The organism is Lysinibacillus sp. BPa_S21 (assembly GCF_023337795.1).
In the GTDB taxonomy this organism is placed as follows: Bacteria; Bacillota; Bacilli; order Bacillales_A; family Planococcaceae; genus Lysinibacillus.
Genome location: NZ_JALIRS010000017.1, coordinates 48,305 through 63,457, shown reverse-complemented (window position 1 = coordinate 63,457; position 15,153 = coordinate 48,305). Strand labels below are relative to the sequence as shown.

Sequence of the window (15,153 nt, the reverse complement as noted above, 5' to 3'; positions counted from 1 at the left end):
AAAACATTTGTTGCTGTCGCTTCGCTTTCGCACAGATAAAACAATTGTAGCTGCCGCTTTGCTTTCGCTACAGAAAACATTTGTTGCTGTCGCTTCGCTTTCGCACAGATAAAACATTGCCGCTGACGCTTCGCTTTCGCGCAGAGCAGAGCTTCCTGGGGGCGTCCGTTGAGCCGCTTCACTCGCGTTGCTCGCTCCGGGGTCTCGGGCCAATAGGATGTTGGTCACGAAGGCGTTATCACAGGATGTGATGCTCTTAGCCTTCGTTCCTCTATATAGCTAATCCCCAAGGAGTCGACCAGCCTCCACTCCAATCAACTGTTTTATAAAAAAATACGTTTAACAAAATACCATCCTACGTTTTGATAGGCCTAAATTGTGGATGTGTTGTGGATAATATGTGGATAAAAAATAGGGGCTGTTGAAGCAAATACTTCAGCTGAGCAAATGTCTATGGACAATCATCGATAGGAGGGAAACGAGCAACACGTGATGATATGAATGAATAAAGGAGCCGCTCCAGTAATGGAACGGCTCCTATTTTTGGTTGATTATCTAAAAGGTTAGTTAAGTACTTTTTGCATAGCTTCAAATAGTTGGTTGGGAGAGATAATACGCTCGCCACCGCCTTGTACCATCTGATCACTGCCGCCGCCTTTTCCGTTAATGAGTGGCAGTGCTTTTGCAGCAATGTCCTTCATACTTTGCTCAACTTTTGCACCACGTGCTGCGACAAACTGAAGCTTGTCTTCATTTTCTGAAACTAGTAAAACGATAGCTTCTGTCTGCGTAGTAACTACAGTTTTTGCTAATTTTTGAAGTTCTTGCATAGTACGCTGCGTAAAGGCTGCAGTCATAATACGTTTGTTACTGGAGACTAGCGCTTTTGCTTCATAATTGAGCAGCTCTTCTTTTGCAGCCACAAGTGCTTTTTCTGTATTTTTCTGTGCTGTTAAGACTTTTGTAAGTGCTGTAGCTGATTCAGCTTCAGGGACACTTAATTGTCTTGCAACGTCAGCTAGTACTTTCTTTCGCATGGCAAGCTCCGCTAAAACTCGGTGACCACAGACAAAGGAGACGCGAATATTGCCTTTCATTTTTTCTGTGCCAAGGATTTTTATTGCACTGACTTGTCCTGTTGATGTTGGATGAGTACCACCACAACCGTTGTAATCAAAATCAGGAATGATCACAAGACGAATATCGCCTGAGACCGCTACCTCCTTACGTAGGCTATAGTTTTCAAGTTCTTTTTCTGTAATCCATTTCGTTTCAATTGGACGATTCTCTATAATAATTTCATTGGCACGGGCTTCCGCTGCCACAAGCTGCTCTTCCGTTAGGGCATCTACGGCAATATCAATTGTGACCTGCTCACTACCTAGATGGAAGCTCACAGTGGGTGCATCAAAAAGTTCGACAAAGGCCGCTGTTAAAATATGTTGACCTGCATGTTGCTGCATATGATCAAAGCGTCGTTGCCAATTTAATTGTCCATGTACTTCTCCAGCTAAACTTGAAGGGTCGCCCTGTATATAATGACGAATTTCATCATCAATCTTCTCGACTTCAATGATCTCAATATCATTTAAAGTTCCTGTATCATGGGGTTGTCCACCACCTGTTGGATAGAATGCAGTATTTGATAGCACTACGTAGTGACGGCCATCTTTATCGGTGCCTTTATGGACAATTGTTGCATCAAATTCACGTAGCATAACATCTTGATAATACAATAGCTCTTTCAAGAAAAAGCCTCCTTATATGTAGAGTAACTTTAAGAGAAACACATCTCTCAATTATTTTAATTTCATTGTGGCATAAATACTTTCGAGTGTATACGAGTTTTCTATTTGACCCATGCTGAATTTGATTTAATATATATAAGAACAGGTTAACTTAAAGGAGACGTACAATGGAAATTACACAATTCTCAATGGAAGAAATTTTAGATCCAACAAACATTATTGAAGGTAAGCGTTACGAATTTATTTTAGATGTAGAGATTGATGAAGAGGATGAGCTTTATCATGAAGCAGGAATTGAGATTCGTGTACTGATTGCTGAAAAAGGTGAAGAGCCATTTATTTTAAATTACTTCATCATGGAAAAAGCTGAAGGTGAGTATTTAGACTTCGCATTAGAGGATGATGAGCTAGAGGAAATTTTAGCATTCTGTAAAGAGGAAATGGCAAAAGCATAGTATGCTCGTGTAAAAATCCTCCAAACAAAAATTAATATTCTAATTTGGTAAAATTCCGCTTTGCTTTCCATGGGTAAGCAAGAGCTACATTTGCGTACTCTTGCTAATTTCCTGGGAGTCTACGCGGAATTTTATCGTTATATCACTAATTAAGGATTATGTAAGATTGATGAAATATTCGTGTTTTGTTTAAAGGTTAAACTATATTTGGGAATTAGAAAACGGGGATTTTTAAGTTTAACATTAAAAGTTAGGGGAATATTTTTTTAAACGTATGCTATTTATATAGTTAATTGGAGTGGAGGCTGGATGTCCCCAGGAAGCTCTGCTCTGTGCGAAAGCGAAGCGACAGCAACAAATGTTTTCTGTAGCGACAGCGAAGCGGCAGGTACAACAAAGCGCCCAGCCGAAACGGAAATCAACCACACGTTATGGTGATGAGCCGATTTTTTAAACGAAGAGGTGTTCTATGTCAGTTTATACAAGTTCTATCATGGTAGCATTTTTAATAACTATTTTCGCATCCTTTGTGCTTTTTGTACCTTGGCTTATTTATACGTATCGGAAATATGGCTACTTATCTGTATCTAAAACAATTATTATGTTCTCATTTATTTTTTACTTTTTATCGGCATTATGCTTAGTGTTACTGCCTTTCCCGGAAACACGTGATACTTGCTCTTTGCAAGCCCCAGATACAGTCCATTACAATTTACATCCTTTTCAATTTGTTACGGATATTTTAAAGGATAGTGGGATTGTTCTGACGAATCCATCTACGTGGATTTATATACCAAAGCAACCTGCTTTTTATCAGGCATTCTATAACTTCTTACTGCTCATGCCATTTGGTGTATACTTGCGTTATTTCCTTAAAAAAAGAGAGTACTGGAAGCGTGCATTTCTATTTAGCTTTTTGCTAACATTGTTTTATGAAGTAACTCAATATACTGGGATTTATGGCATCTTTAATTGTGCATATCGAATTTTTGATGTGGATGATTTAATACTTAACAGTGTTGGTGCACTATTAGGGTTCTTTTTAGCTCCTGTTGTGTGGGCGCTGTTTCCTTCTCATGAAAAGGTGGCGGCTAAAGCAGCAGAAATGGTCGAAAAGGATATCGTCAAGCCGGTATCTATTTTGTTAGCACTAGCAATAGATCTATTTATCGCACAAGTCATGTTGTTTTTCGTTAGTGCCGTAACAGGCTATAGTGGTATTTTCGAGTTTCTAGTAAAATTGGCTTTATATATATTGCTCTTTGGTATTGTCCCAAGCTTTACAAAGGGTGCAACGCTAGGGATGAAGTTCATGCGATTTACAATGGTAAGTGAAAACGGTAAAAGTATTGTTAGTCAATCTTGGCGCCGTTGTATTGCCATTCTCGTAGTAGTATGTACATCGGAGATTATAACAATAGTAGGCCAAATTAAATTAGATATGGATTCACCATTTTATTTATTGCAAATTGTCATTACATTGCTCGCCTTTGTGGCGAATCTCGTTTTCATAATGGTAATTGCTATTCATGTAATACGAGTCATCGTAAGTGGAGGCAGACGCCGTTTTTATATGGACCATTATGCAGGCTTATTAGCAACGAGAAAAAAATAAGGGGGATTGTTGGATGAAATACGTAATCATCGGGGGAGATGCTGCCGGCATGTCAGCAGCAATGGAAATATATCGAAATGTACCAGGAGCAGAGATTACATCTGTAGAACGTGGCTTTATTTATTCATATGGGCAGTGTGGCTTGCCCTATGTAGTGGATGGACGTATTTCATCGACAAAGCGTCTTATAGCAAGAGATGTAGAAACGTTTCGTGATAAGTATCATATTGATGCACGTGTTGGTCATGAGGTTAACGGAATTGATGTAGACAAGAAGCTTGTTTTTGGAACGCAGACATCTGGGGAAACATTTGAAATACCTTACGATAAGCTACTTATTGCAACAGGTGCAGATCCTATTATGCCGGTGAAGAAGGGATCGGATCTTTCAGGTATACACACTGTGAAAACAATACCTCAGCTAGAGGATTTACTTGCTGATTTAACGTCAGATATAGAAAATGTAACAATTATAGGTGCAGGCTATATTGGGTTAGAGATGGCCGAGACGATACATGCTTGCGGTAAAAAAGTAAGATTGATTCAACGAGGAAGCTATGTTGCAAGAATTTTAGACGAAGAGCTTGCGCAACATGTTCATGAGGAAGCAAAAAAGAACGACATCGAGCTTGTGCTGAATACAAAGGTAGAGGCGTTTGAGGGCAATCACCGTGTAGAACGTGTGCTAACGGACAATGGCGCGTTTGATACAGATTTAGTCATTATGGCTGCGGGAATTAAACCCAATACGCAATTTTTAGAGGGTACAGGCATAGCGCTAGCTAAAAATGGTGCAGTCATCGTCAATCGACATCTAGAGACATCAGTTGAAAATATTTATGCTGCAGGAGATTGTGCAACGCATTTTAATATTGTGAAAGAACGTTTAGATTATATACCTCTTGGCACGACAGCTAATAAGCAAGGTCGTTTAGCGGGACTCAATATGTCAGGCAAATCTGCGCCGTTTCGTGGTATTGTAGGTACTTCAATCTTAAAGTTTTTCAATTTAACAATCGCTACGACAGGTATTAATGAGCGTATGGCGAAAGAGCTAGGCTTTGAATATGAGGCCTTTAAATTATCTGCCCGCCATATTGCAGGCTATTACCCTGGAGCTCAACGAATGTTTATTAAAATTGTTGTTCGTAAACGAGATCAACAACTTTTAGGGGCACAAATTGTTGGACCTGCAGGTATTGATAAACGGATCGATGTGTTTGCGACCGCTTTATACAATAAAATGACCTTACCAGATTTACTAGATTTAGATTTAGCCTACGCCCCTCCATTCAATGGTGTTTGGGATCCTCTACAGCAGATTGCCAGAAAAAATGGGCGTTTATAACATAGGGGGTAATTAGAGTGAGCATTTACGACATTCAAGTTGCGCTAGAAGATGGTACTAAATATAGCTTAGCTCGTTATAAGGGGAAGGCAATGTTAATTGTTAATACGGCTTCCAAATGTGGTTTTACACCACAGTTTGAAGAATTAGAGGATCTATATAAAAAGTATCAAGATGAAGGCCTTGTTATTCTTGGCTTCCCATCCAATCAGTTTAAGCAAGAAGTTGCGACTGCTGAGGAAGCAGCATCACAATGTCGTTTGACATATGGAGTGACTTTCCCGATGCATGAAATCGTAAAGGTCAATGGTAAAGATGCACACCCCATCTTTGAGCATCTGACATCTCATTCAAAAGGCTTTCTAGGCAACAGTATAAAGTGGAATTTCACAAAATTCCTTGTGAATCGTAATGGTGAAGTCGTTGGACGCTATGGTTCAGCTGATAAGCCAAGTAACTTTGAGGATGACATTAAAAAAGTATTAGCATAATAAAGGTAGAGGAAGGATTCACGCACAGTTTCGTGTGTGAATCCTTTTTTGCTCTTTGAAAGGTAGATGTCGATAAAATTCAGAAGTTAGGGGATAAAACATGAAAGTTGGTAGATAAAATTCAAAAGTTGGTAGATAAAACATGAAAGTTGGTAGATAAAATTCAAAAGTTGGGTGATAAATCTCAAAAGTTGGATGACATTTTGCTAAAACGTATATCATGCGGATAAGTTGATTTAAGGTTGTTGTAAGCTTGCGACAAATTTGCTGTAAGTTTGGAGGGGTATACTAAAGTCAGAAAGAAGAGGTGAGCGTTTATGACGCCATTATTAAAGGTACAAAATGTAGAAAAAACTTACGGCAAAGGCGCAAATACATTTACAGCGCTATCGAATATATCATTTGAAGTAGAAAAAGGAGAGTTTGTTGGTGTAATGGGACCTTCGGGGGCTGGGAAATCGACACTATTAAATGTGTTAGCGACAATTGATACACCAACGACTGGTGAAATCATTATTGGTGATACAAATTTAGCACGCATGAAGGATGCAGAGTTAGCAGATTTTCGTCGTGACAACCTAGGTTTTATCTTCCAAGACTATAACTTACTTGACTCTTTAACAGTTCGTGAAAATATCGTACTGCCGCTTGCAATAGCAAAAGTGCCAACAAAGGCAATTAACGCAAGGGTAGACCGTATAGCTTCACTATTTGGAATAAAAGAGTTACTCGATAAATATCCATATCAAATTTCTGGTGGGCAAAAGCAACGTACAGCATCATCACGTGCGTTGGTTACAGAGCCGAAATTAATCTTTGCGGATGAGCCGACAGGTGCACTAGATTCAAAATCAGCAACAGACTTGCTTGAAAGTTTAAGTGATCTGAATAATTCACAAGCGGCCACGATTATGATGGTTACGCATGATGCATTCGCAGCAAGCTTCTGCCAGCGCATTCTATTTATTCAGGATGGACAGCTTTCTAAGGAAATTCATCGTGGTACTCAAACTAGAAAGCAATTTTTCCAAGAGATTTTACAGGTGCTTGCTGGCATCGGAGGTGGAGTAAATGACGTTATTTAGTTTAGCGCGAAAAAATATTCAACGTAATTTGTCGAACTACTTTTTATATATTGCTTCAATGGTTTTTAGTATCGTCATCTACTTTACGTTTGTGACATTGAAATATAATGATGATCTTTTAGCTTCAAAACAGTTTTCACAGCAAATTAAAGGACTGATGAGTGGATCATCTGTGGTGTTATTATTCTTTATCGTCATCTTTATGGCGTATTCCAATTCGTTTTTTATGAAAAAACGAAAAAAGGAAGTAGCCCTTTACTCGCTATTAGGTGTGCGTAAGCAGAAAATCGGCTTAATGCTCTTTTTCGAGAATTTAGTAATTGGGCTTGTTTCGCTAGTATTAGGGATTGTTCTTGGATTCTTTATGTCACAAGGGTTATTAATGATTTTAGTACGTTTAATGGGCTTTGAGGTTGTAGGAAGTTTAACATTCTCCCCTGAGGCTCTAGTAAATACAACATGGATTTTTGCGTTACTATTTTTATTCACATCTTTACAAGGCTATCGTGTCATCTATCAATTTAAATTGATTGATCTGTTCCATGCTGAGAAGCAAGGAGAGAAAATTCCACGTGCATCATTATTAGCAGCTATTCTTGGGACAGCGCTAATTGCATTTGGTTATTATACAGCGTCTGAAGATATATTTACGAGCAAGATTTGGCGATTTTTCACAGTGCTAGGTACTCCACTAATGGTTATAGGTGTAACGATTGCAGGGACATACCTATTATTCCATAGCGTTAGCGTATTTGTGTTAACGGCGTTGAAAAAAGCAACTTCTTGGTCATGGAAAGGCTTGAATTTAATTGGTGTATCACAATTATTGTACCGTATTCGAGCAAATGCTAAATCGCTTTCGATCATCGCTATTTTAAGTGCGACAACAATCACAGCTGGTGGCGGCGTTTTCGGAATGTATTACAATGCAGAAGCCAGCGTACGTCATATGCTACCTAACACATTTATGTGGAAGGGCGATGCGGTAAAATTTTCTCAAGAGGACGTTTTGTACAACGAGTCGCTTTCTGTGAAAAATTTACGTGTGGATAATGAATATTCGTTTTTTGAATATACATTATTAAAGGAATCCGATTATAATCGTTTAGCAAAATTGCAGGGGAAAGAGGAAGAACTACACATTGCAGATGGTTCAACAGTTTTACTTGATGCAAGCTTTGATGAACGTTTCTCGCATGATTTTACGGGTGAAGAGTTTAAATTAGAGAACGGGGAATCATTCTATGTTGATAAAATGTATACAGAGAGTGTATTAAACTTTATTCCAGCTGGGACAGTTCTCGTTGTGAATGATAAAGTGTTCACTGCAACAAATGCAGAAGATGTTAAAATGCAGGTAGTTGGTATGGATAATGACTTGAAGCAACAGGCTGTTTCAAAGGAAATATATAAACAACTATCTAAGGAACAGCAGGATGGATTCTCAAGTGTTCCGCAAAGTTATGAGGATGGTTTAGCTACTGTCGGATCACTATTGTTTGTAGGAAGCTTTTTAGGATTAGTATTTTTAGCAGCGACAGGAAGTATTATTTACTTCAAAGTTTTAACAGAGGCAGAGGAAGATCAGTCAAAATATGCAATTTTAAATAAAATTGGTGTTAACAAAAAACAAATATTAAAAACAGTTGCAGGACAGGTTGCCGTTATCTTTAGTGCACCACTCGTTGTTGGTATCGCACATAGTGCATTTGCGCTACTAGCTTTTTCACAGTTATTTAGTATGGATATAACTAAACCCGTCATACTGTGGATGATTGCTTATTCAGCAATTTATGGCATATATTATATCTTTACAGTTCGTTCATTCTATAAAATTATTAGACAGGGGAATTAATATGAAAAAGGTTTTCTTAGGTATAGGAGCATTGTTCTTGTTGTTCGTAGCAGGTCTTGTTGTTCTGATGACTGTAGATTTTAATCGTTTAAATAAAGAAGCTTACTATGTTCATATCACTACTGACGGTGAAGTAGAGGAATTCAAGGCAAGTGATGGTGAAATAATGAAGTCGTATTGGTATGAGGTACCTGCTTATGACGAAAACGGTAAAGAGCAAACATTAAAGTTTTCAGCTCAGAAAAATTTACGTCACGATGCATACATGAAGCTTTATGTAAAAAAAGAAACGGAAGTTACATCATATGATGAAGTAAAATTCAATGAGCTACCTGCAAAAGTACAGGAGCTAATGAAGAAATAACAAGAAGGAGTAGTCCCAAATAAAGGGCTACTCCTCTTTTTCTTCTGGTAAATGAATGCTGACAGTTGTCCCTTGTTGTTCTTCTGAGGTCATAGTGACAGTTCCTCCGTGCGCTTCGATAATATCTCTAGCGATAGCAGTACCTAACCCAGTACCATGTGTTTGCTCAGTATTTGTCCCTCGATAATAGCGCTCAAAAATATGTTCAAGGTCTTTTGCAGAAATGCCATTACCGTTATCAGAAATCGTAATAGAATGATCTTCAACAAGAACATTAACTGAAACATCAGAAGGATTATGAAGCAATGCATTGTGTAAAAAATTCATCACTGCTCGTCGCATAAAATGTTCGTCAATGTGATGCTTGATAACATCTTTAGTTGCATTAAATTCAATATTAGCTTGCTCATATTGTGGTGTATTGAGTGTATCAATAACGATTTCACGAATAAATTGCACCATGTTTACCTCGGTTAAGCTGAGCGGAAGCTGTTGATGTCGTAAGCGCATAGTTAAATTTAAATCATCCAGTAAATTTTGCATATGCAATGATTGTTTTTCGATAATCTGAGTATATTCTGTTTGTTCAGAAGGCGTTAATTTTCCATCATTCAGTAATTCCGCATAACCACGAATCGAGGCAAGAGGTGTTTTCATATCGTGTGAGACATTGCTAATCCATTCCTCGCGCATCATTTCTAATCGTTTACGTTCCTGCTCATGTGCAGCAAGCTCTCTCGATACTTCATTTAAATTCTCAAAAACGGGTTTGTACACACCGCCTGGCATTTTGCTCGTCACATGCTCACGATTCTTTAAATGACGAATACGTTCAATCATTGCGTGAAGAGGCTTGGTCAACGTTCGACCGAAAAGCCAGCCAACGAGTGTAGCTACTAATAAATCAGCAATGACAATGAGTAAACCAAACTTGCCAATGAACTGTAATACGGATGACCCAGAAAAATGAGTGACATATCTAGTAACGCCACTTCCTTCGATGCCGATAAGATAACTAAAACTTTCTTTACTTCCCACATATACGGTTGTGTCGACATCGAATTCTTTATATTTATAAACTTGAATTAAGTCAATCGGCGCATAATGTGAAGGCGCTTGATCTGGAGCGAAATGGGCTTCAACGACCTGTCCATTATGATCAAGTACTTGAATCCAAGCATTTCGCTGATGCAATTGTTGAAGTCCATCCTTGCTTACTGCAGGTGTTTCATTATTTATATCAATATACTGTTGGAACTCGCGTACGAAGTTTTCTTCTGTATACGAAGTTGTTTGATCGTATTTATTGGTCTGTTGGAAAATGAAAAAACTAATTAAAATGGCTGTATTCACGAAAATTACAATAATAACAATAGACAGCACAGACAGAAGGAATCTAGCTGTTAATCTCCATTTCATGCTTGCTCCTCTTTTGGAATGACAAATTTATAGCCAAGCCCTTTTACAGTTGTAATATACATAGGCTTTGATGCATCATTTTCAACCTTTTCACGCAGTCGTCGAATATGCACCATAACAGTATTGTCTGAGCCGAAAAAGTCCTCTCCCCATACACGCTCAAACAGCGTTTCTTTACTTAAAATTCGATTAGGATTATTCATAAAGCAAGCCATCAAACCGATTTCCTTCGCCGTTAGTTCCAATAAATCGCCGTCCTTATGTACCTCCGTTTCATCTCCATTAAGTAAAAATGGACCAACTTGAATCGACTTCCCGGAAGTTACTGAAGCTGCTTCTTGCGTTTGATAGCCAGCTCTGCGAAGCTGTGCCTTCACACGATAGGCAACCTCTTTAGGACTAAAAGGTTTCGTAATATAATCGTCCCCTCCGATAGCGAGCCCTAAAATTTTATCAATTTCTTCATTCTTTGCTGACATGAAAAGCACCGGCACATGCGACACTTCTCGAATGCGTCGACATAAATCATAGCCCTCACCATCGGGAAGCATCACATCAAGAAGTACAATATCGGGTTGTGTCTGTTGAAAGCTCGTCCACGCTTCTTGTATGGAGCCAGCTGTATGAATTTGCTTATAACCTTCTTTTTGTAGGCTAACTTTTAGGAGGTTCGCTAAATCTGCCTCATCATCCACTACTAAAATAGTTGGTTCTTGCATTGTTCACACGTCCTTTCTTCTTTATGTTGTAAATCGTCATTAGAATTTTAAGAATAGCGTATAGCTATTAAGTTTAGCAGTAGCCCGATAAACAATTCTTTATTATCCTAAAAAGATTATTCAATATAATGTGGAGTTGATTACTGTTCCTCTACTCGTTCACTCCAGAATCTTATTTGTGATATTGGTCGCCAAGAATTCACCACGTCTTCACTCCAAATATTATGTTTTAACAAATTTCATCCCTGATTTTTTGTAATGAGTCCTAAAGAAGTTTGATCTATTTAACCAGAATAGAGTCGTGGGTGATAAATTTCTTTAAGAAGTGACCATCTTAGCTTGGGATCTGCTAACAGATTGAAGTTCCTTATGTGACTCATTATAAATGAAACTCGCTTGAAAGAGGAGATTGAAACATTACTGAAGGTTTTTTTAGAAATCTTCATTTTCCACAGAAATAGTTGAGAGTTTTAGTGACTGAGTTTCGATATAGTTAGTGAAGAAGCTTTTTCAAATAAACATAAAGGGGGCAAAATGTTGAGATGTACATCTAAAAACTTCATTAGCCGTTTACAAAACCAAAAAGAAGATGCGCTTGAGTATGTAATTGAACATTATTCTGGCTTCGTACATGCGATAGCATATAAGGTTCTTTCCGGTATTAATAAAGATTCTATTGATGACTGTGTTAATGATGTATTCCTAGCCATTTGGCAAAATTCAAAGCAATTTAAGGGCGAATCAGAGGATTTCAAAAAATGGATAGGGATGCTGACAAAATATAAAGCCATAGATTTATTCCGTAAGCTTGAAAAGCAACAGCAAAGAGAAAAAGGGGACGAGGAGCTTTTGCAAAAGCCTGGCATAAAAGATATACAGCAGGAGCTTTTGAAAAAGGAGCAACGAAACGATTTACTAATTGCTATTAGTCACTTGGAAAATATTGATCGAGATATTTTCATGATGAAGTATTATGTGCAATTAACGAATTCTGAGATAGCAGAAGCGCTGCATTTATCAAAAGCAGCCGTAGAAAACCGACTTTATCGAGGGAAGAAGAAGCTAGCAACAACAATACAGTTGGAGGAGGCATTTATATGACTAAAAGTTATAAAGAGTGGCTGGACCTGGATGTGGATCAAATTGAACCAATCGAATTATCTGCACAACGAAAAATGAACCTTAAACAAACGGTTTTAAAGAAGCAAGCAACAAGAAAGCGTATGCCAAAATGGGTGCGTCATATAGCAGCGGCGGCGATAATTGGCGTCAGTATGGTAACTTCCGTAAGTATTGCTTTTCCTACACTTGCTTCACAAATTCCGTTTATGAAAAATATTGCTAGTTATTTTGATAATAAAAGCACAATGCTGGAGAACTTTGATAGTTATGCAACGGAAATTGGACAGGTTCATTCTAGTAATGGCTTATCTATGATGATAGAAAATGCTGTGTATGACGGTACATCAATGACAATTTCTTTTGCACTTGAAACAGATAAAGATTTAGGAGATTCTCCGTTTATAGAAGGAGATTTCATAGATATCAAAGGAGCTGTAGGTGGTGGAGGAAGTACTCGACTTGAAAAGATAAGTGATAATAAATATGTAGGGTTAGCAAATATAACACCTCATTTTGATAAAGAGGCACCAGATGAATTAGAAGTAATATGGAAACCAGAAGCTTTTCTCAATGTGAATAATGATACAAAAGTGGAAGGGGATTGGGCATTTAATTTTAAGGTCTCTAAGTTAGCAGGTGAGCTACAGCTAGTCAATGAAACTGTTTCAAACTATGATGTCACGGCTCGATTTACAGCCCTTGAAAAAAATGATATGTCAACTGTTATTCGTTTTGAGTATGAAACTATTCCAGAAGTGTTAAAGAAGTGGCCAGAAGTTACAGTTCAATTTGATGAACTACGAGATAATTTAGGCAATACTTATGTGGTAAATGGAAATGGTGCTGCAAGTCGCGACGGTGGTATTTCTTATAAATCAAGTGCCACTGTACAGGCGATCAATCCAACTGCTACTTCCATTACATTTGTCCCTGTTATTTATTTCTCCTTGGGATCAGGAAAAGGTACGGAATTAAAAGAGATGGATCCTGTGACAATCCCATTAAATTAACAGTAGCCGTTGAAAACGTGTGAAGATTGACCATGAAAAAACTCGCACTAGGAGATTAAATATCATAATAAAGATAGACGAAAGGGTTTTTGTGCCATCAAAAAGCACAAAGACCCTTTATTATTGTAAATTGTCATTGGAAATTTAAATACATTTGTATGAGTCTGTGCTTTTTTATGTTAAATGGTTGAAAATACATAAATTAAACGGCATAATTTTCCATGTACTCAATAGCCTTTCTATTGGACGAAAATAATGCATAAAGAAAAAAGGATTTCAACGCGACTTCGAGTTTGCATACATACAATTAGTGACATTCCCCTCGAAATGGCAGGAACTATCAAACTTGATGTCGAAATAAGTTTTACAATCGACAAATCACTAAATTTATAAAAAGTGTTGAAATCAAATGTAACAATCATCTATATACATAAAATAAAAACTAGGAGCGTGATGAAAGAAATGACAAGCGAATTGCATGTACTAGAAAAAGAAGGAATGCAAAGTGAGGACCTTGTACAGGGTCAACTAGCCGTCGAAACATTATTCGTAAATGAGTTCATAGATGGAATTTTAGATCCACGAGAGAAAATGCTTGGTCCGGTCAAAGACGGTGGCACAATTATTGCTAATACAACGCCAGGCTGTTGGGGCCCGATGCTAACACCAACGATTCGTGGCGGACATGAAGTAACAAAGCCTGTATTTGTAGAAGGGGCAGAGGTAGGGGATGCCATTGTTATCAAGATTAAATCAATCCAGGTAACATCAATAGCAACAGCATCTGGGCCCGATGAGGCAATCGTAGATCGATTTATTGGGGATCCATTCGTATCAGTAAAATGTCCAGGCTGTGGTAAGCTTCATCCAAGCACAGTTGTCAAAGGGATAGGTCGACAGGCCATTCGTTGTTCAACATGTGATACAGAAACATCACCTTTTAACATGACGAATGGCTATACGATGGCGTTAGATCATAAAGGGAATATTGGTGTGACTGTTGGCCGAGAAGGGGCTCGTCGTATTGCCCTTGATGCTAAAAATTATATGCGTACACCTGAAAAATCTGTGCAAAACCCTGTAGTTGCATTGGCCCCAAGTGATTTGATTGGTGTTATGGCAAGAATGCGACCGTTTTTAGGGCAGCTTGGAACGACACCATCAAAGGCGATGCCAGACTCCCATAATGCTGGTGATTTTGGTTCGTTTTTAATCGGTGCACCTCATGAATATGCATTTACGCAGGATGAATTAGATAGACACCGTACAGATGGACATATGGATATAAGCCGTGTTCGTGAGGGGGCAACAATTATTTGTCCAGTAAAGGTTCCAGGAGGTGGTTTGTATATTGGTGATATGCACGCAATGCAAGGGGACGGTGAAATTGCAGGACATACAACGGATGTTGCTGGTATTGTTCAACTTCAAGTAAGTGTGTTGAAAAAAGTAGCTTTGGATGGCCCTATTTTATTGCCGAATACAGAGGATTTACCTTATACGGCTAAACCTTTTACAAAGGAAGAAAAACGTCGTGCACGTGAGCTTGCAGATGAGTTCGGCGTAAAGCAGTTGGAGGAAGTATTTCCTGTATCAATTGTTGGCTCTGGGACATCATTAAATGAAGCAACAACTAACGCTATAAGCCGTGCCGCAAAGCTTTTTGAGATGAGCGAGCCAGAGGTTATGAATCGAGCGACGATTACAGGATCGATTGAAATTGGTCGTCATCCAGGTGTCGTAACAGCAACCTTCCAAGTACCTAAAACAGTACTAAAAAAAGCCCGAATTTATAAGCCCGTGAAAAAACAATATGATTAATGGCGGACAGAAAAGAAAGCAAACTAGAAAATTTCATAGTTTGCTTTTTTTTTATAGAGCAAAAAACAATTGAATTTTGTACTGCGAAAAGAGTAACATTG

Annotated in this window: 15 protein-coding genes; 11 read left to right on the top strand and 4 right to left on the bottom strand. The window is 38.3% G+C overall.

Annotation, left to right across the window (positions count from 1 at the left end; all coding sequences use genetic code 11):
- Both MOK21_RS21635 and MOK21_RS21630 read right to left on the bottom strand, forming a co-directional pair.
- Positions 1-182: hypothetical protein (locus MOK21_RS21635; RefSeq protein ID WP_249076027.1), on the bottom strand; the 182-nt coding region annotated here is incomplete at its 3' end.
- A gap of 381 nt (positions 183-563) precedes the next feature.
- A complete protein-coding gene (locus MOK21_RS21630; RefSeq protein ID WP_249076026.1) occupies positions 564-1,748 on the bottom strand; it encodes an alanyl-tRNA editing protein in 1,185 nt (394 codons plus the stop codon).
- A gap of 167 nt (positions 1,749-1,915) precedes the next feature.
- Here MOK21_RS21630 and MOK21_RS21625 point away from each other — a divergent pair, with 167 nt between their 5' ends.
- The 8 genes from MOK21_RS21625 to MOK21_RS21595 all read left to right on the top strand — a co-directional run bounded on the left by MOK21_RS21625 (position 1,916) and on the right by MOK21_RS21595 (position 8,961).
- Positions 1,916-2,203 carry a DUF6509 family protein gene (locus MOK21_RS21625; protein ID WP_249076025.1) on the top strand — a complete coding sequence of 96 codons (288 nt, stop codon included), beginning with the start codon at positions 1,916-1,918 and terminating at the stop codon, positions 2,201-2,203.
- A gap of 309 nt (positions 2,204-2,512) precedes the next feature.
- Positions 2,513-2,641 (top strand): hypothetical protein, encoded by a 129-nt coding sequence (locus tag MOK21_RS23840; RefSeq protein WP_283164849.1) that lies wholly within the window; start codon positions 2,513-2,515, stop codon positions 2,639-2,641.
- Between the two features lie 31 nt (positions 2,642-2,672).
- Complete coding sequence (locus tag MOK21_RS21620) at positions 2,673-3,818, top strand: VanZ family protein (protein WP_249076024.1); 1,146 nt, start codon at positions 2,673-2,675, stop codon at positions 3,816-3,818.
- A gap of 13 nt (positions 3,819-3,831) precedes the next feature.
- Complete coding sequence (locus MOK21_RS21615) at positions 3,832-5,166, top strand: FAD-dependent oxidoreductase (RefSeq protein WP_249076023.1); 1,335 nt, start codon at positions 3,832-3,834, stop codon at positions 5,164-5,166.
- Positions 5,167-5,183: 17 nt separating this feature from the next.
- Complete coding sequence (locus tag MOK21_RS21610) at positions 5,184-5,657, top strand: glutathione peroxidase (RefSeq protein ID WP_249076022.1); 474 nt, start codon at positions 5,184-5,186, stop codon at positions 5,655-5,657.
- A 317-nt stretch (positions 5,658-5,974) separates the two neighbouring features.
- Positions 5,975-6,742 (top strand): ABC transporter ATP-binding protein, encoded by a 768-nt coding sequence (locus MOK21_RS21605; RefSeq protein WP_249076021.1) that lies wholly within the window; start codon positions 5,975-5,977, stop codon positions 6,740-6,742.
- Positions 6,729-8,597, top strand: coding sequence for an ABC transporter permease (locus tag MOK21_RS21600; protein WP_249076020.1), 1,869 nt, complete (start codon positions 6,729-6,731; stop codon positions 8,595-8,597). Before MOK21_RS21605 ends, MOK21_RS21600 begins: the two co-directional genes overlap by 14 nt.
- A gap of 1 nt (position 8,598) precedes the next feature.
- On the top strand, positions 8,599-8,961 hold the full coding sequence (locus MOK21_RS21595) for a YxeA family protein (RefSeq protein WP_249076019.1): 363 nt from the start codon (positions 8,599-8,601) through the stop codon (positions 8,959-8,961).
- A 27-nt stretch (positions 8,962-8,988) separates the two neighbouring features.
- On the opposite strand, the gene MOK21_RS21590 is transcribed toward MOK21_RS21595, so the two are convergent.
- Together MOK21_RS21590 and MOK21_RS21585 are read right to left on the bottom strand one after the other, a co-directional pair.
- Positions 8,989-10,380: a sensor histidine kinase gene (locus MOK21_RS21590; protein ID WP_249076018.1), complete on the bottom strand. Its 1,392-nt coding sequence runs from the start codon at positions 10,378-10,380 to the stop codon at positions 8,989-8,991.
- On the bottom strand, positions 10,377-11,099 hold the full coding sequence (locus tag MOK21_RS21585) for a response regulator transcription factor (RefSeq protein ID WP_249076017.1): 723 nt from the start codon (positions 11,097-11,099) through the stop codon (positions 10,377-10,379). The genes MOK21_RS21590 and MOK21_RS21585 overlap by 4 nt, the downstream gene beginning before the upstream one ends.
- A 537-nt stretch (positions 11,100-11,636) precedes the next feature.
- Here MOK21_RS21585 and MOK21_RS21580 point away from each other — a divergent pair.
- The 3 genes from MOK21_RS21580 to MOK21_RS21570 all read left to right on the top strand — a co-directional run bounded on the left by MOK21_RS21580 (position 11,637) and on the right by MOK21_RS21570 (position 15,052).
- Positions 11,637-12,200, top strand: a complete 564-nt coding sequence (locus MOK21_RS21580; protein WP_249076016.1) for a sigma-70 family RNA polymerase sigma factor — start codon at positions 11,637-11,639, stop codon at positions 12,198-12,200.
- Complete coding sequence (locus MOK21_RS21575; RefSeq protein WP_249076015.1) at positions 12,197-13,231, top strand: DUF4179 domain-containing protein; 1,035 nt, start codon at positions 12,197-12,199, stop codon at positions 13,229-13,231. The genes MOK21_RS21580 and MOK21_RS21575 overlap by 4 nt, the downstream gene beginning before the upstream one ends.
- A 462-nt stretch (positions 13,232-13,693) precedes the next feature.
- Positions 13,694-15,052, top strand: a complete 1,359-nt coding sequence (locus MOK21_RS21570; protein ID WP_249076014.1) for an acetamidase/formamidase family protein — start codon at positions 13,694-13,696, stop codon at positions 15,050-15,052.
- Positions 15,053-15,153 lie beyond the last annotated feature (101 nt).

Bases quoted from the DNA above. Each gene is read 5' to 3' on its own strand.
- MOK21_RS21620 (WP_249076024.1), top strand. From the start codon at position 2,673: ATGTCAGTTTATACAAGTTCTATCATGGTAGCATTTTTAATAACTATT.
- MOK21_RS21590 (WP_249076018.1), bottom strand. From the start codon at position 10,380: ATGAAATGGAGATTAACAGCTAGATTCCTTCTGTCTGTGCTGTCTATT.
- MOK21_RS23840 (WP_283164849.1), top strand. From the start codon at position 2,513: ATGTCCCCAGGAAGCTCTGCTCTGTGCGAAAGCGAAGCGACAGCAACA.
- MOK21_RS21585 (WP_249076017.1), bottom strand. From the start codon at position 11,099: ATGCAAGAACCAACTATTTTAGTAGTGGATGATGAGGCAGATTTAGCG.
- MOK21_RS21575 (WP_249076015.1), top strand. From the start codon at position 12,197: ATGACTAAAAGTTATAAAGAGTGGCTGGACCTGGATGTGGATCAAATT.
- MOK21_RS21595 (WP_249076019.1), top strand. From the start codon at position 8,599: ATGAAAAAGGTTTTCTTAGGTATAGGAGCATTGTTCTTGTTGTTCGTA.
- MOK21_RS21570 (WP_249076014.1), top strand. From the start codon at position 13,694: ATGACAAGCGAATTGCATGTACTAGAAAAAGAAGGAATGCAAAGTGAG.
- MOK21_RS21600 (WP_249076020.1), top strand. From the start codon at position 6,729: ATGACGTTATTTAGTTTAGCGCGAAAAAATATTCAACGTAATTTGTCG.
- MOK21_RS21605 (WP_249076021.1), top strand. From the start codon at position 5,975: ATGACGCCATTATTAAAGGTACAAAATGTAGAAAAAACTTACGGCAAA.
- MOK21_RS21615 (WP_249076023.1), top strand. From the start codon at position 3,832: ATGAAATACGTAATCATCGGGGGAGATGCTGCCGGCATGTCAGCAGCA.
- MOK21_RS21625 (WP_249076025.1), top strand. From the start codon at position 1,916: ATGGAAATTACACAATTCTCAATGGAAGAAATTTTAGATCCAACAAAC.